Genomic DNA, 24,309 nt, shown 5'->3' with positions numbered 1-24,309 from the left:
ACGGTTTGCGGCGGGGTGGCCGCCGGCGCCGGTACGGCCACGGCCAGGACCGCGGCGAACGTGAACGTGATGGTGGCCAGAATTTTGGTTCTCAGATTCACTGCGAAAGTCCGCTTTCTTTCGATTTCCTGTTACCGCGGAGGACTCCGCCGCAGCCGGACAACCTCGGCGCAAACCGTCAGCGGAGCATTACCCGCACGGAAAAGACCGGCTTGTCCAACGGATGTGTCCCGGCTCCGGCGGGTGGGTCCAGCCTTCCCCCGTAAATCACCCCAGTTACCGAGAGCGCCTGCCCTTTGCTACCCCAGTCGGGTGAGGCACTCTTGCCAGGCCGACCGTGCCAGTCGTGCCTGAACGGCGTCAAGCACCCTGAAACGTTTTACCCCTGCCCGAAGCGTCCGCCGAAACGGGAACCTCCGCGCGTCGTGCCGTGACCTGCGAAATCGGTACTACGGGGGGTGGCCTTGGCGTCGAAGAGCTGTCGATTGTCGTGAAAGTGCACTTCGCGGAAGCGGGCCTGGCGAAGCCCCGTGCACCACCGCCGGCCGCCGATATCCGGCGATCGTCCACAATGGCTCCGCCGTCGCCCGCGTCCGCTACTGCTGGTGGGCGTCCCGGTACTGCTGGTCGGTGACGGGTTCGAGCCACGTGGTGCCGTCGCCGCCTTCTTCGGGGCCTTCGAGCAGGGCGAGGTGGCTCATGCAGGTGGTGCTGGTGCCGCCGTGCCAGTGCTCCTCGCCGGGCGGGGTCCAGACGGTCTCGCCGGCACGCATGCGGATGACCTGCCCGTCGCGGTTGACGACGAAGCCGATGCCGTCGGTGACGTAGAGGGTTTGCCCGACGGCGTGGGAGTGCCAGTTGGTGCGCGCGCCGGGGGTGAACCGGACCAGGGAGGCGACCAGGCGGGAGGGGGGTTCGGGCGTTTTGATCGGGGTCAGGTAGACGTCGCCGGTGAAGTGGCCGGCCGGGGTCTTGACCGTGTCGTTGACGGGGATGTGCTGCATCGTGGTTCCTCTCGTCGCTCTTGTCCTGGTGGCGAGTACCCAGGCCCGCGACCGCGGTGACGGCGGCCGGAGCGGCGAGGGCGGCCGGCAGGGCACGGCCGGTCACGACCACCGGCGCGCCGCCGAGCCGGCGGCTGGTGCCGAGCAGTCCGCTGGAGGTCCCGGCCCGGTGCGCGGGTACCGGGGGTGAGGAGCGCCGCGATCATCGGCGGGATCACCGTGGGCCCCTGGCCCCACCGAAAACCATCACCGCGACGGTCACCCGAGTTGGTGCGGTGGCGGCCGCACAGCCGGGCGCCAGCTCCAGCTCGCCGCGCGCCTCCGGGCGCCGGCCGAGGCGGAGCAGAGCGAGGGCGGCCAGGCCGGCCGTCATCATCGGCAGGAACACCCCGCCGGTGTCCAGCGCCTGGTCGCGCGGGCCGAGATCAGCCCGGATAGGCCGGGTTGCCGCACCACGGCGGCAACCGCCGCGGCTACTTCCCGGACTACGCCAAGTCCCGCCACACCTCGGTCGCCATCCTGCGCACCGAGGACTTCCGCACCCGCTGAGCCCGCCTCCGATGACCGGCCGCGGTCAGAGCAGGGCATCGGCGGTGATGGGGAAGTCGCGGATGCGTCGTCCGGTCGCGTGGAAGACCGCGTTGGCGATGGCCGGGGCGACGCCGACCAGCACGAGTTCGGCCAGGCCTTTGACGCCGAGGGGGTCGGCTTCGCGGTCTTCTCCCTCCAGGTAGACGGCGCGGAGGTCGCGGATGTCGGCGTTGACCGGGACGAGGTAGCCGGCGAGGTCGGCGTTGACGATCCGGCCGTCGCGCGGGTCGGTGACGGTGTGCTCCAGCAAGGCGGCACCGATGCCGCCCACCATGCCGCCGATGGCTTGGCTGTCGGCCAGCTTGGGGTTGACGATCCGGCCGGCGTCGTAGACGCCGAGCATGCGCCGGATCCGGATCAGGCCGAGGCGGGCGTCGACGGCGACCTCGGCGAACACCGCGCCGTAGCCGTACATCGAGAACCGGTTCTCCTCGGCGGGAGCCCAGGAGCCGATCACTTCGAGGTGGTCACGGTGGTTGCGGGCCAGCACGTCCCGGTACGTGTCCGCGCGCGTCGGGTCGTTCTTGAGGAGCAGCCGGCCGTTGCGGACGATGACGTCGCCGGGATCGACACCGTGCAAGGGGGATCGCGGATCGCCGACCGCGAGGGTGATCGCCTGGCGGCGGACCTTGTCGCAGCCGTCTTGGACGGCGGAGCCGACGCTGGCCATGGTCATGGAGCCGCCGTGGGGCGGGGTCGGGGGCATGAGCGAGTCGCCGAGCCGGAACCGGACGGTGTCCATCGTCAGGCCGAGGGCGTCGGCGGCGACCTGGGGCATGGAGGTGTAGGTGCCGGGGCCCATGTCGCTGGTCGCGGACTGCACCAGTGCGGTGCCGTCGGCGTTGAGCCGGACGTGGGCCTGTGCCGGGGCGCGGGCGGTGTCGTAGACCGCGGCGGCCATCCCGGTGCCGATCAGCCAGTCGCCGTCGCGAGTCGAGCGCGGCTTCGGGTCGCGGCGCCGCCAGCCGAACTCTCGTGCGCCCACGTCGTAGCATTCGCGCAGCCGGCGGGTGGAGAACGGCAGGCCGCTGGCCTGGTCGGTCGCGGGTTCGTTGCGTACGCGCAGCTCGACCGGGTCGATGCCGAGTTCGTGCGCGAGCTCGTCCATCGCGGATTCGATGACGAGGGCGGCGGAGGCGTAGCCGGGGCCCCGCATCCAGATCGGGGTGTTCACGTCCAGGGGCACGGTCGAATAGGCCTGGCGGACGTGGGGCGTGCTGTAGAGCATCTGGCCCGGCGCCAGCATCGCCTCGGTGAACGTTTCGTAGCTGGAGGTTTCGCCGCGGATTTCGTGGGTCATCGCGGAGAGCCGTCCGGTGCGGTCGGCACCCAGCCGGAGCCGGTAGGAGTAGGCGGGCCGGAACCCGGTGCCGAAGTACAGCTGCCTGCGCGTGAGCACCAGCTTGACCGGGCGGCCGGTCTCGCGAGCGGCGAGGGCGGCGATGGTGGTGTGCGGCCAGGCGCGCAGCCCGCTGCCGAACGCGCCTCCGACGAAGGGCGAGATGACGCGAACGGAGGTCTGCGGGATCCCGAAGACGGCGGCGAGTTCCTGTTGCGTGCCGCCGACCACCCATTGGGTCTTGTCCCACACGGTGAGCCGGTCGCCGTCCCACCGGGCGATGGTGGCGTGCGGTTCCATGGGGTTGTGGTGGTTGCGGGCGGTCCGGTAGGTCAGGTCCAGCCGGACCGGTGCGGTGCCCAGCGCCCGGTCGGCGTCGCCACGCGCGTACGTCGCCGGCTCGTCGGCCGGGGCGGTGATCAGGTCGGTGACCGGCTGTTCGGCGGCGTAGGACACCTTCACCAGCCGGGCGCCCTGCTGGGCGGCCTCGTGGGTGGTGGCGACCACGACGGCGACCGGCTGGCCGAAGAACCGCACCCGGTCGTCCTGGAAGACCCGCAGCCGCGAGCCGGGCGCCGGGTTGTTCGACCCCGGGTTGTCCAGGTACGGCAGCCGCGGCGCGTTGAGGTGACTGATCACCCGCCGGACGCCGGGGTGGGCGCGGGCGGCGCCGTCGTCGATGCCCGTGACGTGCCCGCGCCCGACGCTGCTGTCGACCACGGCGGCGTACAGGACAGCGTCGGCCGGGTGGTCGGCGGCGTAGAGCGCGCGCCCGGTCACCTTCAGCCGTCCGTCCACCCGGGACTGCGGGGAGCCGACGGCGGTTCGCGGTTGTGTCATCGGGTGCCTCCCACGACGCGCAGCTGACGTTCGACCGTGCGCTCGAGCAGTGCGACCTTGAACCCGTTGTGCCGCAACGGACGGGCCCCGTCCGCGGCTCGCTGTGCGGCCTCGGCCCACAGGGATTCCGACGGACGCTTGCCGAGCAGGTGCTGCTCGACGGCGGGCAGTTTCCACGGGACGGTGCCCACGCCGCCGGCGGCGACCTTCGCCGCTCGAATGACGCCGCCCTGGATGTGCAGGGCGATCGCGGCCGAGGTCAGGGCGAACTCGTAGCTCTGCCGGTCGCGCACCTTGAGGTAGCCGGACCGCAGGGGACGCGGGAGAGCCGGGAGCTCCACCGCGGTGATCAGCTCGCCGGGCCGCAGGGCCTGTTCCCGGTCCGGGGTGCTGCCGGGCCGGAGGAGGAAGCCGGCGAAGGGGACCGTGCGTGTACCGCCGGGACCCTCCAGGTGCACGCTCGCCTCCAGCGCGGCGAACGCGACCGCGAGGTCCGACGGGTGCGTGGCGACGCACGCGTCGGAGCCACCGAGGATGGCGTGACCCCGGTTGTAGCCCTCGAGGGCGGCGCAGCCCGAACCCGGTTCACGCTTGTTGCAGTTCGCGGTGACGTCCCGGAAGTAGCTGCACCGGGTGCGCTGCATGATGTTGCCGCCGATGGTGGCCATGGTGCGCAGCTGGGCGGACGCGCTCAGCTCCAGCGCTTCCGAGACGACCGGGAAGGCGCTGCGGACGCGCGGATCCGCGGCGGCGTCGGCCATCCGCACCAGCGCGCCGATCCGCAGGCCGCCACCCGGGGTGGCGGTGGTGCCGGTGAGCGGCAGCGGGCCGATGTCGACCAGCGAGTCCGGGCGTTCCACGGTCTCGCGCATCAGGTCGACCAGGGTCGTGCCGCCGGCGATGAAGCGCCCGCCGCGCTGCCCGGCCGCAATGGCGGCCCGGATGTCGGAGACCTTGGTGTAGGAGAAGGGTTCCACCGGTCGTCAGCTCCCCGCCTGCTGGATGGCTTTGACGATCTTGACGTAGCACCCGCAGCGGCAGATGTTGCCGCTCATCCACTCCCGGATCTCCTCCGGGGACCCGGTGTGGCCCTCCCGGATGCAGCCGACGCCGGACATGATCTGGCCGGGGGTGCAGTACCCGCACTGGAAGGCGTCCTGGTCGATGAACGCCTGCTGCAGCGGGTGCAGCGGCGTGTCGTCGCCGGGGGAGAGGCCTTCGATGGTGGTGACCCGCGCGCCGTCCAACCGCACCGCCAGTGTCAGGCACCCGTTGACGCGCCGGTCGTCGACGAGGACCGTGCAGGCGCCGCAAGCGCCGGCGTCGCAGCCCTTCTTCGTGCCGGTCAAGCCGAAGTGCTCACGCAGCAGGTCCAGCAGCGAGGTCCGGTTGTCCACGGTGACGGCGCGTCGGTTTCCGTTGACAGTCAGGGTGACTCGGCTGCTGGTGGCGTCGTCGGCGGCGGCGGGCTCGGCCCCCAGGAGCGCCGGGTCGGCCACGGCCGCGGCACCGCCCACGGCTGAGGCGGCGATGAACGTCCGCCGGCTGAGAGGGGTCGGCGATTCCGCGTTTTCGGGCGACATGGGGCCGACCTCATCAGGCGTCCGCGTCGCGGGGGAGTCCCTGGCGGGCGGTGTACTGGCAGTACCTCGTAAAACGGGTGGATCACCCGTATCTTGGCCGGTCGGCTTCGTGCGGCGGGAGCGACCGGCCAGTGCGGTGAGGGGCAGCAGGGTGAGGGCGGCGGTGATCGCCCCGACCAGGGGTGGCCCGGTCACGCCGAGCGAATCCAAGGCCGTGCCCGCGATGGCGGTGCCGGCGGCGATGCCGGTGTTGAAGGCCGACGTGCTGAGCGCGGAGGTCAGGGTGGGGGCGTCGCCGGCGTAGCGGACGGCGAGGGCGGTGACGACGGGGTTGACCGTGAATCCGGTCGACGCCATCAGGAACACGAGGACGATGGCCGCGACGGGCTGGGTGGACAGCGGGATCATCAGGAACAGGACAGCGGCGGTGACCGCGGCCGCGGTGCTGGTGGTCGCGATCGGGTGCCGGTCGCCGAGGCGGCCGCCGGCGGTGGTGCCGCCGAGGGCGCCGGCGCCGAAGGCGATGAGGGCGAGCGGGACGGCGCCGGCCGGGATGCCGGCGCGGCCGGTCAGCAGCGGGGCGAGGTAGCTGTAGGTGGCCAGGACCCCGCCCATGATCAGCATCGCGGCGGCGAGTGCCAGCCACAGCCGGCCCTGGCGCAGAGCCCGGATCTCGGCCCGGACGGAGATCTCGGCGCGCCGCTCGCGGGTGGGGATGAACCGGCCGACGACCGCGGCGGCCAGCGCGGAAAGCGCTGCCAGCGCCCAGAACGGGCCGCGCCACCCGGTGAACTGGCCCGCGAACGCCCCGATCGGCACGCCGACGACGTTGGCCAGGGTCAGTCCGCCCATCATGACGCCGATCGCGCGCGTCGAGTTCCGCGGGCCGGCCGCGGCGGTGGCGACGACGAAGCCGACGGACCAGAACGCCCCGGTGGCCAGTGCGGTGACGACACGGGCGGCGAGGATGATCGCGAACGAGCCGCTGAGTGCCGCGACGACGTGCCCGAGGCTGAACACGGCCAGTGCCAGGACCAGCGTCCGGCGCTGGGGCAGCCGCAGGGTGGCCAGGGCCATGGTCGGTGAGCCGATGATCATGCCGATGGCGAAGCCGGTGATCAGCAGGCCGGCCTGCGGGACGCCGACGCCGAGGTCGCCGGCGAGTTCGGGCAGCAGGCCGGCGATGACGAACTCGGTGGTGCCCAGCAGGAACGTGCCGGCGGCGAGCACCCAGACGACGGCGGGCAGGCGGCCGGGAGTGGTCCCGGTGTCCATGGGGGTATCTCCTTCGGGTCGGCGGGTCGGCGGGTCGTCGCCGGTCCGGGCCGCGCCACCGTCGCCGCGGCCCGGACCGGTCGTCCCGTCCGCGGTCAGGGGGTGAGCAGGGCCTTGATGGCGCGGCGCTCGTCCATGGCCCGGTAGCCCTCGGCGACCTGGTCCAGGGGCAGGCTGAGGTCGAAGACCTTGCCGGGGTCGATGCGGCCGGTGAGGACCCGGTCGATCAGGTCGGGCAGGAAGCGGCGCACCGGCGCCGGGCCACCGCGCAGCCCGGCGTGGGAGAAGAACAGCTCTTCACCGGCGATCCGCACGTCGTGGGGGACGCCGACGAACCCGACGTTGCCGCCGGGGCGGGTGACGTTCAGGGCCTGCCGCATGGCCTCGGGGGTGCCGACGCATTCCAGCACCGCGTCGGCGCCGAGGCCGCCGGTGAGGTCCTTCACGGCGGCGACGCCCTCGTCGCCGCGTCCGGTGACGATGTCGGTGGCGCCGAACGCGGTGGCGAGCTTCTGCCGGGATTCGTGGCGGCTCATGGCGATGACGCGCTCGGCGCCGAGTTCCTTGGCCGCGATGACGCCGCAGAGCCCGACGGCGCCGTCGCCGACCACGACGGCGGTGCCGCCGGGCTTGACCTCGGCGGCGAGGGCGGCGTACCAGCCGGTGCCCATGACGTCGGACACGGCGAGCAAGCTGGGCAGGAACTCCTCGTCCGGGTGCTCGGCGGTGGCGACGAGGGTGCCCTGGGCGTTCGGGATGCGGACGTACTCGGCCTGGCACGTGCTCATGAACTCACGGTGCAGGCACGAGGACTGCCAGCCGTTGCGGCAGTTCGCGCAGGTGTTGTCCGAGGTGGCGAAGGAACCGACCACGAACTGGCCGGGCTTGACCGAGGTCACCTCGCTGCCGGCCTCTTCGACGATGCCGACGTACTCGTGTCCCATCGGGTGCGGGTCGCCGATCGGTTCCAGGCCGCGGTAGGGCCACAGGTCCGAGCCGCACACGCAGGTGAGCACCGTGCGGATGATCGCGTCGGCCGGCTGCTGGATCTTCGGGTCGTCGAGGTGCTCGACGCGTACGTCGCCGGGAGCGTGGATGACGGCTCCGCGCATGGTGACTCCTCTTGCGGTGGCGGTTGCGGGCCGGATGGTCCGCAACCACAAGACAACGTCGTCCACGCGCCGGCCGCGAGTCACTGGCGAAGGGTGTACCGGCAGTACACCCCACCGTGCCGGGGCGGCGCGTACGGTCGCGCTGTGGACAACCGTGCCGAAGTCCGCGAGTTCCTCGTCTCGCGGCGCGCCAAGATCACGCCGGAGCAGGCCGGGCTGCCGGGCGGTACCCGTCGTCGCGTGCCGGGGCTGCGCCGCAGCGAAGTCGCCGCGCTGGCCGACGTGAGCGTCGAGTACTACGCGAAACTCGAGCGCGGGAACCTCGCCGGCGCTTCGGCCGCCGTGCTCGAAGCCGTCGCCCGTGCCCTCCGGCTCGACGAAGCCGAACGCGCCCACCTGCTCCACCTCGCCCAGACCGCCGAGGGCGCCGACGTGCTCGCCCACCCCCGGCAGCGCGCGGGGAAGAAGTGGACGCCGCGCCGGAGTCTGCAGTGGACGTTGGACGCGATCACCGCCGGGCCCGCGTTCGTCAACAACGGCCGGCTGGACCTGCTGGCCGAAAACCGGCTGGCGCGAGCCTTCTACAGCGACATGTATTCCGGCAGCTCGACGCCGAACATGGCGCGCTACCAGTTCCTCGAACCCGCGTCCCGGCGCTTCTTCGCCGACTGGGACCTGGCCGCGGACATCACCGTGGACGTCCTGCGGACCGAAGCGGGGCGCAACCCGCACGACTCGGGCCTGCACGATCTGGTCGGGGAACTGTCCACCCGCAGCGACGAGTTCCGCGGTCGCTGGGGCGCCCACAACGTCCGGCGGCACGGCACCGGCGTGAAGCGCTTCAATCACCCGATCGTGGGCGACCTCACCCTGACGTGGGAGGCGATGGCCATGGCGGCCGAACCCGGGCTCACCTTGGTGGTGTACACCGCCGTGCCCGGTTCCCCCTCCGCGGAAGGCTTGGAGCTGCTGGCGTCCTGGGCCGCGGCTCAGCCCGGACGGTGACCGCTCGGCTGCTCGGTTTCGTGCGTGGCAGCCCAGGAAGACAGCAGCCGCAACGCCTCTTCCGACGGCGACCCGGGCTCGGCGGCGTAGATCGTGAGGGTCAGACCGGGTTCCGCGGCCAGTTCGAGGCCTTCGTAGGCGAGCGTCAGGGTTCCCACGACCGGGTGGTGGAAGGTCTTCGACCCGGTGCCGTGGTGACGGACGTTGTGGGCGCCCCACCGGGTGCGGAACTCGTCGCTGCGGGTGGACAGTTCCCCGATGAGGTCGTGGAGTTCCTTGTCGTGCGGGTTGCGGCCCGCTTCGGTGTGCAGGATCTCGACGCAGACATCGGCGAACGAGCTCCAGTCCGGGTAGAACCGGTACGAGGCCGGATCGAGGAACTGGAACCGGGCGATGTTCGGCCGGTGCGGGCTCGTGTAGACCTCCGAATAGAAGGCTCGCGCGAGCCGGTTCGCCGCCAGCAGGTCCATCCGTCCATTGCGGACGAACGCGGGCCCGTCGGTCACGGCGTCGAGGACCCACTGCAAGCTGCGGCGCGGGGTCCACCGGGTGCCCTTGGGCCGTCGCCGCAGGATCGCGCTCGTGCCGTCGGCGGCGCGGGCGAGGGCGAGCAGATGGGCCCGTTCCGCGTCGTCGAGCTGCAGCGCACGGGCCACCGCGTCCAACACGGACGGGGAGACACCGGCGAGGGTGCCGCGTTCGAGCTTCGCGTAGTACTCGACGCTCACGTCGGCCAGCAGGGCGACTTCGCTGCGGCGCAGTCCTGGCACCCGGCGTTTGCTCCCGACCGGGAGCCCGGCCTGCTCCGGGGTGATCTTGGCGCGCCGCGAGACGAGGAAGTCACGGACTTGCCGGCGGTTGTCCACCCCGCCACCTTAGGTCCGCCCGAGCCGGCGAAGGGTCCCCTGCCAGTACACCTTTCGGGAGAACCTCGCGGTGCACGGCCGGGCCTGGTTCCCTGGAGGGGAAGCCGAGCCCGACCGAGGAGCCACCATGTCGACCTTCGCACTCATCGGCGCCGGCCCCGGCCTGGGGCTCGCCACCGCGCGGCGCTTCGGGGCCGCCGGCCACGCCGTCGCCCTGATCGCCCGCCGCGCCGAGCGCCTGGCCGAGCTGACGGCCGGCCTGTCGCGCGAGGGGATCGAGGCCCGCGCTTTTCCCGCCGACGTGCTCGATCGCGCCTCGCTCACCGCCGCACTCGGGCAAGCCGCCGACGTCCTCGGGCCCGTCGAGATCCTCCAGTTCAGCCCGGTGCCCCGCGCCGACTTCATGAAGCCGGTCCTCGACACGAGCACCGGCGACCTCGTCGCCCCGCTGGACTTTTCGGTGCACGGACCGATCACCGCGGTGACCGCCGTGCTGCCCGGTATGCGCGCGCTGGGCCGCGGGACCGTCCTGTTCGTGAACGGGGGGCACCGCCGTGCGCCCGCACCCCGAGCGCGCCGGCACCTCGATCGCCTTCGCCGCCGAGAGCGCCTACGCCCGCATGCTGCACGACGCGCTCGCGCCGGAAAACATCCACGTCGCCCAGCTGATCGTCCCCGGCGCCATCCGGCCCGACGCGGAGCACAGCAGCCCGGACGTTCTGGCCGAGCGCCTGTTCGACATCCACTCCCAGCGCGACGGCTTCCGGCACTTCGCCGAACCGATGCCGGACTGACCGGGGGGGACCTCGTGCTTCTCGCCCGCGCGATCCTGGCCGCGGCTCTGCTGGCCGTGGCCGCCTGCCGCCCCGAAGTGCCGTCGCCCACGGCGCCCTCGACGACCCTCACACCCACGATCTGGAGCACCACCGCCGTGAACATCCGCCTCACCGTTCAAGAGCGCGTCGTGAACGCGACCCTGAACGACAGCGCCGCCGCCCGCGACTTCGCCTCCCTCCTGCCGCTCACGCTGAAGCTGAGCGACTTCCACGGGTCGGAGCGGATCGCCGGCCTGCCCCGGCGGCTGTCCACCTCCGGCGCCGCGGCGAGCGCCGACCCCGAGGCCGGGGACCTGGCGTTCTACGCCCCGTGGGGCAACCTGGCGATCTACTACCGCGACGCACCTCCGGCGAGCGGCGTGGTCCTCCTCGGCCGCCTGGCCGACGGCGGCGCCGAGGTGCTCGCCACCGCCGGCCGGGTCACGATCGAACTCGCTCGCTGAAACCCGGGCCTTCCGGGTTGCCGATCCCGGCAGCGGCCGCGCGACGCGGATCTGTCCGAGTTCGATGTACTCGGTGTTCACCTGTGGAAAGCTGATCTCATGCCGGACGATTCGGAGTGGCTGCCGCCGGAGGGCGCGGGTGGTCACGAGAGCGTCGACCTGAGCGCCGAGACCCGCCGGCTGCGCGTGCTGGGCCGGCGGGCGCTGGTCCTCGCCGCGCTGTGGCTCGTGGCCGCCGGTGGTGTCTTCACCGGGCTCGCCTTCTACGAATCGTCCGCCGGCAGGCTCCTGCAAGACGGTGCCCGGGTGCCCGGCACGGTGCTGATGCTCGAACGGTACCCGCGCGGGATCTACGTCTCCTACTCCGTGCGGGGCGAACCTCACTACGCCTCCGTCCGCGTCAGCTCGAAGCGGCGCTACGTCGAGGGCGCGTCGGTCACGGTGGTCTACGACCCCGCCGACCCGAACCGCGCGCGCACGACGCTGGAAGACGGGGTCGATCCCCGCGGGGCCGCCTTCTTCTGGATGGTCGGGGTGGGCCTGGTGACGGCCGCGGTCTTCAGCCTGATCGGCTGGGGCCGGTGGTCGATGCGGCACGAGGCTGTGGTGCGCACCGGCTGGCGGCCGGCCGCGGTCACCGTCCGAACCGACCCGGGGAGGTACGGGCACCGGCCGGATCTGCTCGTCGAGTACGGCGACGGGAGCCGGGCGGCGCTGCGGGCGACGCTGTCCAGCCACGGCGCCACGAGGATGCGCCACCAGCCCGGCCGCGCGGCGTGGGTGGGCGGCGCGGGCCGGGAAATGGTCGTCCTCTTCGAGACCGGGCGGCGGCCGTACGAGGTGCCGGCGTACGGCCGGGAACCCCGGACGTGGCCGGGAACGTAGCCCGGACCGTTCCGTTGGCCCGGTTCGTCACGCTTGGTCGAGGCGTGGGTAGAGCACCTCTTCGACCAGCAGGAGGATCGCCGCGGCGACGGGGATGGCGACGAGCGCCCCGATGATGCCGAGCAGCGCGCCGCCGAGCAGGACGGCGACCACGGTGACCAGCGCGGGAACCTTGAGCACGTTCCCGATGATCTTCGGCACCAGCAGGTAGTCCTCGACGAGCCGGTAGACGACGAAGAATCCCACGGTCGCCAGGCACACCGGGAGTGAGACGGTCAGCGCGACGAGGCTCACCAGGACGCCGCCGACCACGGAGCCGATCACCGGGATGAGGTCGAGCACCGCGACCGCGATCGCCAGGAGCGCGGCGTAGGGGACGCCGAAGATCAGCAGCCAGACCAGGGTGAGTACGCCGGCGATGACGGAGACGGCCAAGTTGCCCAGCACGTAGCCGCCGACCTTCGAGAAGATGTCGTCGCCGATGAGGATCGCCCGCGGCCGGCGGGAGTGCGGGATGAGCCGGTACATCGTGGCGCGGATGCGGGGCAGGTCGGCCACGAAGTAGATGGTCAGGACGACCACGATCAGCGCGTCGGTCACGACGTTGAAGACCGCTTTGCCGGCGCCCAGGACACCGCTGGTGAGGCCGCCGCCGGAGCTGAACGACGACTCGATCGCCTGCTGCAGGTGGAAGCGTTCGTTGAGCCGGCCGAGGAAGGTGTTGTGGTCCTGCGCTTCGCGGAGGTACTCCGGGGCCTGCTTGACCAACGCGGTGGCCTGCTCGACGATCACGGGGATCGCCGCGGCGAGGAATCCGCCGGCGGCACCGAAGGCGACGACGAACACCGTGGTGACGGCGAGCCAGCGCGGGAAGCGGTGCGTGACCAGCCACGAGACCGCGGGTTCCGCGCCGATGGCGAGGAACAGGGCCAATCCGACCAGCACGAGGATCTGCTCGGCGCCGGCGAGGAGCTGGATCAAGCCGTAGGTCACGGCGACCCCGGCCGCGGCGGCCATGCCGATGAAGAACGGCGACCGCCGATCGAGCCGCTTCCCGATGCCGCCCAGAGGCTGTTCCGGAGTGCTGATTTCCGCGGCTTCGGCCTCGGCCTCGGCGACCGTGCCTTCTTCGTCATCGCTGTGGGGCTGCCCCACCAGCGGGTGATGTCCTTCGGCGGCCGGATCGGCGGGGGGAGTCATGGGCACCGCACTGTCTCGCACCCGGGGTGCGTGGAGGAAGGCCGGCGCGACCCGTGGTGACGGATCCGCGCCCGAGTGATCGGCTGTGAGCTCAACCGCGAGCAGGGTAGCCGCCCCGCCCGGAGTTGAACCGGCCGTAGGTCGGCTGTTATGCGGATGGCACTCAGCCGAGGAGCCCGCCTTGCGACGCTGGGCGCGGCGTTCCGGGTGCGGCGCCGTCCGGGTCCTCCTGCGAACAGGTATCAAGGCGCTGCCGGCTGTCTCTGAATGAGGGACAGTCCGGGAGGGGAGCCACCATGAACGAAGCGGTGGAGGCCGGTTGGCGGCGGTATTTCGCCAACAGCGTGATCAGCGGTGACAGCGGGGAAATCGACGCGGCGACGCGTGCGGCCCTGGCCGCGGTGGGCCGTGGTGCCTCCGAAACGCAGGCCAAGGAAGCGGGCAAAGCGGAGGCCAAGCGATATCGGGAAAGCCTGCACCACGCCGGCGCGCCCGGACGGGGACCGGTATTCGCCGGCAACGCCTCCCCGCTGCCGGCCGACTCGCGAATGCCCGGCCGGGCGTCGTTCGCGGCGAGCACCGAAGACTGGCCCGCCTTGTTCGCGCCGCGGCTGCTCGCGGCGCCGGTCCGGTGGGGGTGGCAGGGCGCGGAAACCGCGGATCCGCCGCCGCCGGTTCCGGCGCCGCTGCAACTCGGGCCGAAACCGGCCTGGATCGAACCGCCGCATCCCGATGTCGGCCCCTTGCACGCCCAGCGGTCGCAAGCCGCGCGAAACCTGGTCGTGCGCCTGACACTCGCGGTCGTCGCCTTCCTCGCCTTCGGCGTCTACCAGGCGACCGTCGCGAGCAAGGTCGCCCACCTGGGTGGGCGGGAGGCGACGAAGGTCTACGGCTACCTCCTGCCCGCCGCGGGCATCCTGATGGGGTTCTGGGTCCTCCAGGCGCTGGGCGCGATGCGCCGGGCGTCGGCGAGCATCCGCGCCTTCCAGCAGCCCTACCTCGCCTTGCGCGCCGCCGAAAAGCAGCGGCACCAGCAGGCGCTCCGGCAGTGGGACACCGCCGTCCGGCAGCACCAGGCCGAGCAGAACGCGGCCCGGCAGGCGCTGGCCCGGCACCGCAGCGGTCCTCTTTGGTATCCCGTGCACCCGGCGTCGGAACCGACCAGGGTCGACGTCTTCGGGGGCGACCCGCACCGGTTCGGGTGGGCCTGCCTGCTCGTCACGCTGGGGACGTCGCTGCTGGTCCGCGGGCACCGCCTGACCGTCCTCGACCTCACCGGCCAGGAGGTCGGCGGCGAGCTGGTGCGGATCGCCGCGGCCAAGGGCCTGCGGACGCGCCGGACCGTCCTCGACGAGGGCTCGGACGTCGACCTGCTGGCCGGCCTGTCCCAGCACGACATCGCCGAGAGCCTGGCGTACGCGCTGACCGAGCGGGCGGACACCGGCGCGGCGAGCGGTGGCGAGCAACGCGAGGAGCGGGCCTTGGCCACCGAAGTGTTCGGGCAGGTGCTCGCCTGCCTGGACCAGCCGCCGACCTTCGCCCGGCTCGCGGCCGCGCTCCGGGTGCTGCGCCGCGGCGGCGACGTCGAAGTACTGGCGCCGCACGAGGTCGGCCGGCTCGTCGACGGGATCGGCGAGGTCGACCAGAACGAATGGACCGGCCGCCGGCTGCGGTACTGGGCGAGCCGGCTCGACGTGCTGCACCGGCTCGCCCCCGCCGGGGGACGAGCGGGGTCGCTGTGGTCGCGCGACGACGTGTCGCTGCTGGCCACCCCGGGCGGCCGTGACGACCGCACGGAACTGATCGACCGGCTGCTGCTGCAGCTGGCGCGCCAGGCGATGCGGGTACCCGGGCTGCTCGGCTCGCACCTCGTCGTGGCGGGGGCCGACCGGCTCGGCGCGAGCACCGTGGCCGCGCTGTCGGAGCAGGCGCGTGCCGCCGGGATCCGGCTGGTGCTGTTCCTCGACCAGCCGCAGGGCGACATCGAGAAGACCGTGGGCACCGGCGGGGCCGTGTGCATCATGAAGATGTACAACCACCGGGACGCCACGATCGCGGCCGAATTCATCGGCAAGGGCCACAAGTTCGTCGTGAACCAGGTGACCTCCCAGTTCGGCAGGACGTTCACCGACGGCGGCGGCGACAGCTTCTCGGCGAACACGACGGCGGGCTCGAACAGCACCCGCAAGCGGATGCGCAACGAGCGTGGGCTGTCCGACTCCCGCGGGCACGCCTGGACCGGCAGCCGGAACTGGTCCGCCGCCGACAACATCGGCACTTCGACCGGCCGCGCCCGGGTCTACGAGTTCATCACCGAACCCCAGTCGATCCTCGGGATGGCGCCCACGGACTTCATCCTGGTCGACAACTCCGGCGAAGACCGCCGGGTGCTGATGGCGAACTGCTACCCCGGTATCTGCGTCATGGACCGGGTGTCGAGCGTGCCGGCCGGGCCGGGGCGACGTGCATGACGCCGTGGCGGGACGTCGAATTCCGCGAACTGACCGAGGTCCCGGCGCCGCCGCCGTCGTCGGAGGCGAAGGACCGCAAGGACCGTCGTGAAACCGGCGACGACGGCGACGGGCCGTTGGCCGCGTCGCTGGGCGGCGCCCACACGAGCCTGCTGGCCGGGGGCAACCCGGCGGCCGCGCTGGCGACGGCGTGGATCCGGCCGCGGCACACCCGGAGCCTGCGGTTCCTGCTCGGAGGGCTGCCGGACTTCCCGCTGGCCGCGGGGAGCCCGGACACCTCCGGCGACGGCCGCGCACCGGAGGTGCTGTTCCCGCCCGGCGCCCGCGCCACCCCGCTGCCCCCGGCCGAGGTGGCCGAGCTGCTCGGCGGCTTCCGGTTCTGGGTGCCCTGCGTCGGCACGCCGGACGCGCTGTGGGCGCCCGCGGCGTCGAAGCAGACACCGAACGGCCGGCGTCGCGGGTCCTTCGACCAGCACGTCGCGCACCTGCGCGACCCGTTCGCCTGGCTGGTGCTCGCCGAACCGCTGCCGCCGCACCGGGTCCAGCCCGAGCTGGACCGGCTGGTCGGGGAGATCCTGCCGCTCTCGCGCGGCGAAGTCGGGGAAGCCAAGCGGATCACGCTCGAACGCAAGCAGGCGCGGCACCGGGAACTCACCCGGTCGCAGGCCGAGCACACCTGGCGCGTCCGCGTCTTCGTCGGCGGGGTCGACGAGGCCGAAGCGCGCCGCTCGGCGGCGATGCTGTGCGCCGCCGCCGATCTGCAGGACCAGCCGTACGTCCTGACTCCGCTGGGCCCGGCCACCGCCGATCCCGGCCCCGATGCGGGTGCCTTTTTGGCCACCACCGATCTGCTGGTCCCGCTGACCCGGCCGCCCCGGCGTGAGCTCGGCGGGGTGCGGGTGGTCGACCCGCACCGCTTCGACGTGACACCGGAGCACTCCCACCCCGGCGGGGTGAAGCTGGGCGAGGTGCTCGACTCGGCCCGCACCGAGGCCGGCGGCGTCTCGCTCGGCCACGACTCGCTCAACCGGCACACGTTCGTCTGCGGCGCCACCGGCAGCGGAAAGTCGTTCACCGTCCGGCACCTGCTGACCGAAGCGACCCGGGCCGGCCTGCCCTGGCTGGTCATCGAGCCGGCGAAGGCCGAGTACCACCGGATGGCCAACCGGCTCGAGCGAATCGGCCGGACGCCCACCGGGGCCACCCCGGAGGTGGTGGTGATCAAGCCGGGTGCCGCCGAGGTGGCGCCGGCCGGCTTCAACCCCCTCATCCCGGCCGTGTCCCCGGCGGACGGCGACCGTGTGGAGAAGAGGTTCTCGCTGCAGACCCACCTCGACCTGACCCGCGCGCTGTTCCTGGCGGCCTTCGAGGCCCACGAGCCGTTCCCGCAGATCCTCGCCACCGCGTTGACCCGCTGCTACGAGGAACTCGGCTGGGACCTGGCTCTCGGCGAACCCGCCCATCCGCGGGGACGGCCGCGCTACCCGACGCTCGGCGATCTGCAGCGGGTGGCCCTGAACGTCGTCGCCGAGGTCGGCTACGGCCCCGAGATGGCGGCCGACGTCCACGGCTTCATCACCGTGCGGCTGGGCAGCCTGCGGCTCGGCACCACCGGCCGGTTCTTCGAAGGCGGCCACCCCCTCGACTTCGCGAAGCTGATGCGGCGCAACGTCGTGTTCCAGATCGAGGACGTCGGCGACGACGCCGACAAGGCGTTCCTGATGGGTGCCGTGCTGATCCAGCTGTCGGAGTACCTGCGCATCACCCGCGGCGGCACCGCCGAAAACCCGCTGAGCCACCTCACCGTGATCGAGGAGGCGCACCGCCTGCTGCGCCGCCCGGACCCCGGGGCGACCGGCGCGGCCTCGCAGGCCGTGGAGATGTTCGCCGCCCTGCTGGCCGAGGTCCGCGCCTACGGCGAGGGCCTGGTCATCGTGGAGCAGATTCCCAGCAAGCTGGTGCCCGACGTCATCAAGAACACCGCCGTCAAGGTCGTCCACCGGCTGCCCGCCGAGGACGACCGCAAGAGCGTGGGCGCCACCATGAACCTCGGCGAAAGCCAGTCGCGCTACGTCGTCTCGCTCGAGAAGGGGGAGGGCGCCGTCTTCACCGACGGCATGGACCGGCCGCTCCTGGTGCGCGTCCCGAACGGTCGCAGCGCCGAGAAAGGCGACCCGGCGCCGCCGGCCCCGGTGACCGGCCTCATCGGGCGCCGCAGCCCGACCTGCGGCGACGCCTGCCGGGCCGAGGCCTGCACACTGCGCCAGATGAGCGAAGCCCGCCAGGTGCTCGCCCGGTACCCGGTGCTGACGATCTGGGTCGAGCTGACCGTCCTCGCGCACCTGGTCAATTGCCGCAATCCCACCCTCGACCCCGGCTACCGGCGCCTCCTCGGCGCCGAGCCACCCCGGATCCTGCAGTGCGCGGTCTCCCACGCGGTCGACGACGCCGTCGACGTCCGATCCGGGCAGCTGCAACCCGGCCTGTCCCCGGCGGAGCTCGCCCGGCACTGCCGTGACGTGCTGATGGAGTCGTTGTCCAGAGACGGGCAAAACCACTGCCAGGGCGACGATTGGGGCTTCCTGGCGAAGCCGTACCAGTGGGAACCCGTCGAGCAAAGCCTCTCGCAGCAGGCACCCGGCTACCAGCGCCATCCGTCGTCCGACGCCTGGGAACGCCGCTACGGCCGGGCCATCCCGGGAGAAGACTGCTTCGACCAGCTGACCGCGGTCCAGGGCTGGAACGATCGCGCGCAGGACGACCAGGGCGTCCGGGACGCGGTCACGTTCGGCACCCGGCGGCCCTCGGTGCTCGAGCTGGCCATCGGCGGCGTGGTCGCCGACGGCGAGAGCTGGGACGCCAAAGCCGCGGCGGCGACCATGCCGTTCGCCGACGACGGGTGGTCGCTGCTCCACCTCGTTCCCCGCCTGCGGCAGAGAAAAGAGGAGTGATCATGGGAGCCGACACGCCGACGACGCAGAAGCCGCCGGACCAGCCGAAACCGCCGGCGGCGGTGGTGGCCGGACCGTCGATTTCCCAGGGGGAGTGGCGGGACAAGGTCAAGGCGCAGCTGCAGCCGCTGCCCGCGGAGAAGGATCCGGCCAAGGACGCCCGACGGCTCGTCGACCTGAGCGGCGGCCAGAACCCGGTGGTGAAGCTGGACGCCACCAGCAAGGCGCAGCTGGAACGGATCGCGGCGGGCCCGCCGCCGGGTAAGTCCACAGTGGAGCTGACCCGCGACGGCCGCACCCTCGAGGTCGGCGCGAACCAGGCCAAGGCTCTTTCGGTGCTGGGTGTCCTGGCGGAGAAGACCGCCGAGCGCCGGACGGAGCCGGGGCACGGCTCGGACGTGCTGGAGATCGTCTCTTACGTCCGGTTCGGCGACGCGAAGCACCCCCAGGGCAAGCACGGCGAGGGCGTGGCGTTCGACATCGCCGCGTACGGCGGCCACCGGTTCGACGAGAGCCGCCCGGCGGAGTCACGCGCGGCGGTCAAGGCGCTCGTGGCGGACCTGCCCGCCGGCCATTACGGCCTGGGCCTCCCGCGGTTGCCGACGAAGTTCCCGATCCCCGAGGACCGCGGGCACCTGCAGAAGTACGCCGAAGACGTCGGCGCGCACCCCGAGGCCTACCAGCGCGATCCCGGCGGCGGGGCGGCGTTCGAGCTCACCCGGAGATGGGGCGATTCCCGGGCTTCGTCGTACGCGGTCGTGCACGCCCGGCCGACCGAGGCCCTGCTGAAGGCGGAGGATCCGCACTTCAGGCAACCGCAGACGGTCGCGGAGGTGAAGCCGTTCGGGGACGTGACCCGGCTGGACGCGGGCACGGCGGCCGTCATCCGCGAGGCGGCGAAGGACCGGCAAGCCCACATAACACCGTTCGCGGACGGATTCGGCCACGCCCACCTGTCCGTGGTCCTCCCGGGCGCGACCAGCTTCTGACCCGTGCCGCCCCGGACCCCGGGCACCGCGAGACGAACGGAGTGATCATGACCGGAGACAAGCCGAGGTCGGCGGACCAGCCGAAACCGCCGCCGCCGCCGGTGGATGTGCGTCCCCCGATCTCCCAGGGGGAGTGGCGGGAAAGGGCCAAGGCGGAGGCGAAACCGCTGCCCGCCGGACCGGGACCGGCGCCGGCCAAAACTCCGGACGGCCAGCACAAGCCGAGTCCCGCGGAGTCCGCGGAGAAGACGAAAGCCGGCGCTCCGGCCGATCACCGGCCCCCACCGCCCACGGCCGACCGATCACGCCTTTCGCCCGATTTCAAGGAATGGCCGAAGCTGGGGCCGCCGATCGACTCCGCGAAACCGCCCGCGTGGCGGGGCGGGCCCGTCGACGTGACCCGGGTGACCAGGGAGATCAAGGTCGACGTCAACCGGTATCGGCCGCAAGGAGGCGGCCCGGTCGACTTGGCCAAGCTGAAGAGCGATGTCGGCAAGCACGTCAAGGAGCTGTCCGAGCTGCGCTCGAAGGACGGTGGCGGCGCCTTTTTGAAGGTCGAGCTGCGGAACGTCCAATTCGGAAAGAGCAGCGAGGCGCAAGCGATCCGGAAGAGCGTCGTCGAGGCCGGAGCGAAATCCGGCGTGATCGTGAACGTCAGGGTGCAGGACGGGAACAAGATCCGGACGGCGGACGGGACGATCCTCGGCGCGGTGTCCCAGCCGAACAAACCGGGTCCGCCCGAGGGCACGCCCGGCGGGCCGAAGCCGGGCGACGGAAGGCGGGGTCCCGCCCATGACGCGAAGCCCGGGCCGCCTTCACCGGGACACCGGATCGAGGTGCCACCGCTCAGAAACATCCCCGTCCCGCCGCACATTCCGGGCCGCCCGCACTGATCCCACGAGAGGTGCCGGCTCCGCGGTCGATACACCGCGGAGCCGGACCTCCGCCCCGTCGGACGCCTCAGTCGCACCAGCCCCAGCCGCTGACGGCGACCGCGGTCGTGCCGGCGTCCCCGGTCTTGTCGCCGACCCAGCCCGCGTAGCTGATGCACTGGGGCGCGTACCCGCGGACGACGGCGTAGTACTTGAAGTTCCCGCGGTCGTGGATGTTCTGGCTCGAGTCCTCGGAGTCCCGGTTCAGCCCGGCGAAGGTGTCGGTGGCGACCCCGATGAACGACCACTTGATGGTGACGACGCAGTTGTAGCCGCCGGACTTGTAGAGCAGGTAGACCCCGCCCCACTTGCTCCCGCCGTCGGTCTTGGCCGGCAGCGACGAGATGATGCGGTAACCGGAACCGCAGACCTCGGCCGGGGTGTAGGGGTTGGTGGCCGCCCCGGCGGGCGGCGCGGCCGTGAGGACGGCCGCCAAGCTCAGCACGGCGACCAGGGTGCGGCGCAGAAGTTTCATGGAAAGCTCCTCGTTCGTCAGGTGCAGGTCCAGCGCAGCGCGGCGGGCGCGTTGCTGGTGTTGCCGAAAATCACGCCGTCGTCGCCGATGACGAACACGTCCGCGTCGCCGCCGTCGGGGAACGGGAGCCGGCCCAGCAGCTTGGTGTCCTGCCAGACCGCGGCCGGTCCGATCAGGTTGGTCAGGCTGCCCGCGATCAGCCCGTGCTTGTTGGTCGCTTCCGCCGTCCCGCCCTGCTCGAGGGGACGCGGGTCGGCCGGGCCGTGCCACGCCAGGGCGCGCGAAGCGGGCCACGAGTCGATCGCCGTGCCGACCACGACGCCGTTGCGGATCTGGCGGATCAGCACGGGACGGTCTTCGCCGGTCAGCGGGGTGACGACGCCGGCCCGCCAGAGCCCGCCGAGCTTGCTGTCCGGGGCGCCGAGCAGCACCGTGCCGTCGTCGTCGAGGTCCATGCCGTACCGGTCCGGGAGGTCGATGATCCGCGGTCCCGCGGCCAAGACCGACCAGAGGACGCTCACCCGGTGGCCGTCCTTGAGCTCGGTGGCGGAGGCGAGCACGTCGCCGCGGTCGTTGAGCGCGACGGCCGATTCGAGCCGGTACCCGGGCGGGTCGGGCAGGCGGCTCAGCGTGCCGGGACCGCGGTGGCCGCCGCTGAACAGGTAGACGCCCCGGGTCGTCGACGGCAGGCCGCCGTCCAGCAGCACGGTTCCCGCGGAGTTCTCGTCGGCGACGTTCGGGTAGACGAACGCCGCGAGCGCGTCCGGGATGCGCGGCTTGCCGCCGGTCCAGAGCACGACCCGGCCCATGTCGACGCTCCGGTCGCTGACGTCCCCGGAGTAGTTGCCGTGGCTGTCGGTCCCCCGGATGTGGACGTCGGCGGCGAAGTAGCCGTCGGGCGCCTCGATGTTGTGCGCCGTCCAGGTGCAGGCCCCGGCCGCGATCGCGGAAGGTGCGGTGACGGCGGTGCCCAGTGCGAGTGCCGCGAAGGTGAGCGCGGCAGCACGTCGGAACATACGAATCCCCCTCGGAATCGGTCGACGCCGAGTCCACGCCCGACCGCGCCGGTGGGTTGAGCCGCGTCACCCGCACGGCCTAGTCGTCGTGAGCCGGCGGACGAAGTCACCGGTCAGTCCGTCGACACGATGGCGTCCTTGATCGCTTGCGCGTCACTGTCGAGGAGCGACCTCTCGCGTTCCGGGGTGTCGGCCTCGAGCGTCCAGCCGTCTCCCGCGTAGCGGGGGATGACGTGGAGGTGGAAGTGGAAGACCGTCTGGAAGGCGGCTTCGCCGTCACAGACGAGGATGTTGATTCCCTCGCAGCCCCTGCGTGAGCGTCGCAAGGCTCGTGCCATGTCTTGCCCGACCGACCAGACGTGAGCGCTCGTGGCCCGATCGAGGTCTTCGAGGCCCGAGGCGTGCTCACGTGGCACGACGAGAAGATGGCCGGGCGTGACGGGGTTCAGGTCCATGAAGGCGACAACGGTCTCGTCCTCGTGCACCACGCTGGCCTCGGCCTGGCGCGCCACGATGGCGCAGAAGACACACCCCTGCGCCGGCGATGTCGCGCTGTCTGCCATGCGCGCAATGGTTCCAGAACGCGGGCCGTTCACTCTGGCCCCGGATGGAGCAAGCACCTTTGCCGCCGGCCGGTGCTCAGTCTTCGCCGCGGGAGGTGTTGTGGGCGCGCTGGTGCTCGGTGATGTCGATGAGCTGGCGCTTGAACCGCCCGTAGTCGTCGTCGCCGAGGCGTTCGGTGTGCCGCTGCTGAATGGCCGCCATGATCGCGTCCGCCGTGCGCATCTGCGCGACACCGCGCTCGGTAGGGCGGATGAGCTTCGCCCGGCGGTCGCTCGGATCGGGGCTCCTCTCGACGTACCCGAGTGCCTCCAGCTCGTCGATGAGGATGCCGATGTTCTGCTTGTGCTGGCCGGACAGCCGCGACAGGTCGGTGGCCCGCACCCCGTCCTCGTCGAGGTAGGCCAGCACCGCGCCGTGGCGGGGTTTCAGGTCGTCGAAGCCTTGCTCGGCGAGCCTCGAGAACAGCTCCCGCTGCACGGCGAACAACAGCCGGCCCGCGAGGACGCCCAGGTCGGGGTCCGTCGAGTTGCGTTCCGCTCGGGTGATCGCCCGCACCTCCTCGTTCACGCCTGCTCCGGCCCCTTGATGGTTTCATGGAGCCAGCCGGTGATCTCCGCCCACACCGGGTGGCCCGGCCGGACGACGTCGAAGTGGGTGCCGCCCTCGACCTCGACGTAGCGGGCGATGCCGCCCTCGGCGACGACCTTCTCGACGTAACGCCGGCTCCATTCGGCGGGCACGGCCTCGTCGGCGGTGCCGTGGACGGCGAGGACCGGGACGCCGGCGCCGGCCAGCTCCGACGGCGACGTCCACGCGTAGTGCTCGGGCACGTCGGCGGCGTGCCCGCCCAGCAGCAACGGCAGGATCCCGTCGCCGACGGCCGCCGCGACCGCGGGCCACGCTTCGGGCCGCGCCGGCTCGGGCGCGTCCTTCGGCGGTTCGGCGTCCAGGTCGGCGAGGACCTTCCCGAAGCCCTCGGTGTCGGCCGCCCGCAGGTCGAGCGCGCCGGCCAGTTCGACCAGGCCGGCCGGGGTGACTTTCGGGCGCGCACCGGGCGCCTCGGGCGGCAGGGCGTCGCGGTGGGCGGCCCACGTGGCCAGGTGCCCGCCGGCGGAGTGGCCGAGGAGCACGACCCGGCGGAGGTCGAGCGCGGGGTCCAGGCCGTCGAGGGCGTCGATGGCGGCGGCGACGTCGAGGAAGGTGCCGGGCCACCCGCCGCCCGGCTCGCCGATCCGGCGATATTCGACGTTCCACACCGCATACCCGCGGGCGACGAGATCGTCGGCGACGTCGGTGATCTGACGGCGGTCCCACATGGCCGTCCAGTACCCGCCGTGGATGACGGCGACGACGGGGAACGGGCCGTCGCCCCCGGGCAGGTACAGCTCCCCGACCTGCGACGGCTCGGGGCCGTAGGCGACGGTGCGGACGCGCCTGGCGCCGTCCTCGGCGTCGTCGTAGCGAACACCGCGCTCGGCGCCGACCAGGGAGGCGATCGTCGCGAAGAAAGCCCCGATCTCCGGCAGGTTCGCCCCCTTCGCCTTCGACTCGTCCCACGCTGCGTCGTCGGTCCATTCGACGAAGTCCAGCCAGGTCTGCTCGTCGAGGCGGACCAGGCGAGCGGCGAGGAAGCCGCGCCGGTCCCGCCGGAACGCGGCCACCATGCCCGGGCGCGCGGCCAGCATCGCCTCGGTGTTCTCCGGGGTCACGGTGAAGGTGGTCAGCTCGATGACCGACATCGTCAGCTCCTCAGTCCGCTACTTAGTCCAGATCTATGATAATCATAGAACTTGACTAAATGCGAGACTGCGGCGCGAGACGGTAGGGGAGCTCCCCGCACGGTCCGTTGTGAAGTCACCATGCACGGCCGATCGTGTGAATTGATTGCAGGGTTTCTGCATCCGGCTGCGTGAACCGCTATGCCTGGTTTCA

Annotated in this window: 20 protein-coding genes and 1 pseudogene; 9 read left to right on the top strand and 12 right to left on the bottom strand. The window is 72.1% G+C overall.

Annotated elements, in window-relative coordinates; genetic code table 11:
* Positions 1 to 596 precede the first annotated feature (596 nt).
* The 5 genes from AB0M30_RS31265 to AB0M30_RS31245 all read right to left on the bottom strand — a co-directional run bounded on the left by AB0M30_RS31265 (position 597) and on the right by AB0M30_RS31245 (position 7,744).
* On the bottom strand, positions 597 to 1,004 hold the full coding sequence (locus AB0M30_RS31265; RefSeq protein ID WP_364590987.1) for a cupin domain-containing protein: 408 nt from the start codon (positions 1,002 to 1,004) through the stop codon (positions 597 to 599).
* A gap of 574 nt (positions 1,005 to 1,578) precedes the next feature.
* Complete coding sequence (locus AB0M30_RS31260) at positions 1,579 to 3,774, bottom strand: xanthine dehydrogenase family protein molybdopterin-binding subunit (RefSeq protein WP_364590985.1); 2,196 nt, start codon at positions 3,772 to 3,774, stop codon at positions 1,579 to 1,581.
* Complete coding sequence (locus tag AB0M30_RS31255) at positions 3,771 to 4,751, bottom strand: xanthine dehydrogenase family protein subunit M (RefSeq protein ID WP_364590982.1); 981 nt, start codon at positions 4,749 to 4,751, stop codon at positions 3,771 to 3,773. Before AB0M30_RS31255 ends, AB0M30_RS31260 begins: the two co-directional genes overlap by 4 nt.
* A 6-nt stretch (positions 4,752 to 4,757) precedes the next feature.
* Positions 4,758 to 6,632: an MFS transporter gene (locus tag AB0M30_RS31250; protein ID WP_364590979.1), complete on the bottom strand. Its 1,875-nt coding sequence runs from the start codon at positions 6,630 to 6,632 to the stop codon at positions 4,758 to 4,760.
* 95 nt (positions 6,633 to 6,727) lie between these two features.
* Positions 6,728 to 7,744, bottom strand: coding sequence for a zinc-dependent alcohol dehydrogenase family protein (locus AB0M30_RS31245; protein WP_364590976.1), 1,017 nt, complete (start codon positions 7,742 to 7,744; stop codon positions 6,728 to 6,730).
* Between the two features lie 144 nt (positions 7,745 to 7,888).
* Here AB0M30_RS31245 and AB0M30_RS31240 point away from each other — a divergent pair, with 144 nt between their 5' ends.
* Complete coding sequence (locus tag AB0M30_RS31240; RefSeq protein WP_364590973.1) at positions 7,889 to 8,749, top strand: helix-turn-helix transcriptional regulator; 861 nt, start codon at positions 7,889 to 7,891, stop codon at positions 8,747 to 8,749.
* On the opposite strand, the gene AB0M30_RS31235 is transcribed toward AB0M30_RS31240, so the two are convergent.
* Complete coding sequence (locus tag AB0M30_RS31235; protein ID WP_364590970.1) at positions 8,734 to 9,615, bottom strand: helix-turn-helix domain-containing protein; 882 nt, start codon at positions 9,613 to 9,615, stop codon at positions 8,734 to 8,736. The two genes, AB0M30_RS31240 and AB0M30_RS31235, sit on opposite strands and share 16 nt — an antisense overlap.
* 127 nt (positions 9,616 to 9,742) lie before the next feature.
* On the opposite strand from AB0M30_RS31235, the pseudogene AB0M30_RS31230 reads away from it, so the two are divergent.
* The 4 genes and pseudogenes from AB0M30_RS31230 to AB0M30_RS31215 form a co-directional block, all read left to right on the top strand.
* Positions 9,743 to 10,099: pseudogene (locus AB0M30_RS31230) on the top strand (SDR family NAD(P)-dependent oxidoreductase); the annotation flags it as partial.
* A 70-nt stretch (positions 10,100 to 10,169) separates the two neighbouring features.
* A complete protein-coding gene (locus tag AB0M30_RS31225; protein WP_364591001.1) occupies positions 10,170 to 10,409 on the top strand; it encodes a hypothetical protein in 240 nt (79 codons plus the stop codon).
* A gap of 14 nt (positions 10,410 to 10,423) precedes the next feature.
* Complete coding sequence (locus AB0M30_RS31220) at positions 10,424 to 10,894, top strand: cyclophilin-like fold protein (protein ID WP_364590998.1); 471 nt, start codon at positions 10,424 to 10,426, stop codon at positions 10,892 to 10,894.
* Positions 10,895 to 10,993: 99 nt separating this feature from the next.
* Positions 10,994 to 11,779, top strand: a complete 786-nt coding sequence (locus AB0M30_RS31215; RefSeq protein WP_364590967.1) for a DUF3592 domain-containing protein — start codon at positions 10,994 to 10,996, stop codon at positions 11,777 to 11,779.
* Positions 11,780 to 11,806: 27 nt separating this feature from the next.
* Here AB0M30_RS31215 and AB0M30_RS31210 read toward each other — a convergent pair whose 3' ends face one another.
* A complete protein-coding gene (locus tag AB0M30_RS31210; protein ID WP_364590995.1) occupies positions 11,807 to 12,934 on the bottom strand; it encodes an AI-2E family transporter in 1,128 nt (375 codons plus the stop codon).
* Between the two features lie 341 nt (positions 12,935 to 13,275).
* Here AB0M30_RS31210 and AB0M30_RS31205 point away from each other — a divergent pair, with 341 nt between their 5' ends.
* Genes AB0M30_RS31205 through AB0M30_RS31190 form a run of 4 tightly spaced genes read left to right on the top strand, consistent with a single transcriptional unit; the run spans position 13,276 to position 20,283 of the window.
* Positions 13,276 to 15,450, top strand: a complete 2,175-nt coding sequence (locus tag AB0M30_RS31205) for a hypothetical protein (protein WP_364590964.1) — start codon at positions 13,276 to 13,278, stop codon at positions 15,448 to 15,450.
* A complete protein-coding gene (locus AB0M30_RS31200; protein ID WP_364590961.1) occupies positions 15,447 to 18,401 on the top strand; it encodes an ATP-binding protein in 2,955 nt (984 codons plus the stop codon). The genes AB0M30_RS31205 and AB0M30_RS31200 overlap by 4 nt, the downstream gene beginning before the upstream one ends.
* Positions 18,402 to 18,403: 2 nt before the next feature.
* The gene (locus AB0M30_RS31195; RefSeq protein ID WP_364590958.1) at positions 18,404 to 19,390 is read left to right on the top strand and encodes a hypothetical protein; all 987 of its coding nucleotides are present in this window, start codon (positions 18,404 to 18,406) and stop codon (positions 19,388 to 19,390) included.
* 47 nt (positions 19,391 to 19,437) lie between these two features.
* Entirely contained in the window at positions 19,438 to 20,283 is an 846-nt protein-coding gene (locus AB0M30_RS31190; protein WP_364590955.1) for a hypothetical protein, read from the top strand.
* A 67-nt stretch (positions 20,284 to 20,350) separates the two neighbouring features.
* Here the strand turns inward: AB0M30_RS31190 and AB0M30_RS31185 are convergent, their stop codons facing one another.
* From AB0M30_RS31185 to AB0M30_RS31165, 5 genes are all read right to left on the bottom strand, one after another.
* On the bottom strand, positions 20,351 to 20,797 hold the full coding sequence (locus AB0M30_RS31185; RefSeq protein WP_364590952.1) for a hypothetical protein: 447 nt from the start codon (positions 20,795 to 20,797) through the stop codon (positions 20,351 to 20,353).
* A gap of 17 nt (positions 20,798 to 20,814) precedes the next feature.
* Positions 20,815 to 21,813, bottom strand: a complete 999-nt coding sequence (locus AB0M30_RS31180; protein ID WP_364590950.1) for a hypothetical protein — start codon at positions 21,811 to 21,813, stop codon at positions 20,815 to 20,817.
* A 113-nt stretch (positions 21,814 to 21,926) separates the two neighbouring features.
* The gene (locus AB0M30_RS31175) at positions 21,927 to 22,376 is read right to left on the bottom strand and encodes an HIT family protein (RefSeq protein WP_364590947.1); all 450 of its coding nucleotides are present in this window, start codon (positions 22,374 to 22,376) and stop codon (positions 21,927 to 21,929) included.
* A gap of 76 nt (positions 22,377 to 22,452) precedes the next feature.
* Positions 22,453 to 22,944, bottom strand: a complete 492-nt coding sequence (locus AB0M30_RS31170; protein ID WP_364590944.1) for a MarR family winged helix-turn-helix transcriptional regulator — start codon at positions 22,942 to 22,944, stop codon at positions 22,453 to 22,455.
* On the bottom strand, positions 22,941 to 24,116 hold the full coding sequence (locus AB0M30_RS31165; RefSeq protein ID WP_364590942.1) for an alpha/beta fold hydrolase: 1,176 nt from the start codon (positions 24,114 to 24,116) through the stop codon (positions 22,941 to 22,943). The genes AB0M30_RS31170 and AB0M30_RS31165 overlap by 4 nt, the downstream gene beginning before the upstream one ends.
* Between the last annotated feature and the right edge of the window lie 193 nt (positions 24,117 to 24,309).

This window comes from Amycolatopsis sp. NPDC051716 (genome assembly GCF_040681595.1).
Classification (GTDB): Bacteria; Actinomycetota; Actinomycetes; order Mycobacteriales; family Pseudonocardiaceae; genus Amycolatopsis.
Note: the sequence above shows the minus strand (reverse complement) of the source record. Positions and strands in the feature narration are given on the sequence as shown.

Coding starts and splice junctions, on each gene's coding strand:
- AB0M30_RS31265 (WP_364590987.1), bottom strand. CDS start 1,004: ATGCAGCACATCCCCGTCAACGACACGGTCAAGACCCCGGCCGGCCAC.
- AB0M30_RS31260 (WP_364590985.1), bottom strand. CDS start 3,774: ATGACACAACCGCGAACCGCCGTCGGCTCCCCGCAGTCCCGGGTGGAC.
- AB0M30_RS31250 (WP_364590979.1), bottom strand. CDS start 6,632: ATGGACACCGGGACCACTCCCGGCCGCCTGCCCGCCGTCGTCTGGGTG.
- AB0M30_RS31245 (WP_364590976.1), bottom strand. CDS start 7,744: ATGCGCGGAGCCGTCATCCACGCTCCCGGCGACGTACGCGTCGAGCAC.
- AB0M30_RS31215 (WP_364590967.1), top strand. CDS start 10,994: ATGCCGGACGATTCGGAGTGGCTGCCGCCGGAGGGCGCGGGTGGTCAC.
- AB0M30_RS31205 (WP_364590964.1), top strand. CDS start 13,276: ATGAACGAAGCGGTGGAGGCCGGTTGGCGGCGGTATTTCGCCAACAGC.
- AB0M30_RS31200 (WP_364590961.1), top strand. CDS start 15,447: ATGACGCCGTGGCGGGACGTCGAATTCCGCGAACTGACCGAGGTCCCG.
- AB0M30_RS31195 (WP_364590958.1), top strand. CDS start 18,404: ATGGGAGCCGACACGCCGACGACGCAGAAGCCGCCGGACCAGCCGAAA.
- AB0M30_RS31190 (WP_364590955.1), top strand. CDS start 19,438: ATGACCGGAGACAAGCCGAGGTCGGCGGACCAGCCGAAACCGCCGCCG.
- AB0M30_RS31185 (WP_364590952.1), bottom strand. CDS start 20,797: ATGAAACTTCTGCGCCGCACCCTGGTCGCCGTGCTGAGCTTGGCGGCC.
- AB0M30_RS31180 (WP_364590950.1), bottom strand. CDS start 21,813: ATGTTCCGACGTGCTGCCGCGCTCACCTTCGCGGCACTCGCACTGGGC.
- AB0M30_RS31175 (WP_364590947.1), bottom strand. CDS start 22,376: ATGGCAGACAGCGCGACATCGCCGGCGCAGGGGTGTGTCTTCTGCGCC.
- AB0M30_RS31165 (WP_364590942.1), bottom strand. CDS start 24,116: ATGTCGGTCATCGAGCTGACCACCTTCACCGTGACCCCGGAGAACACC.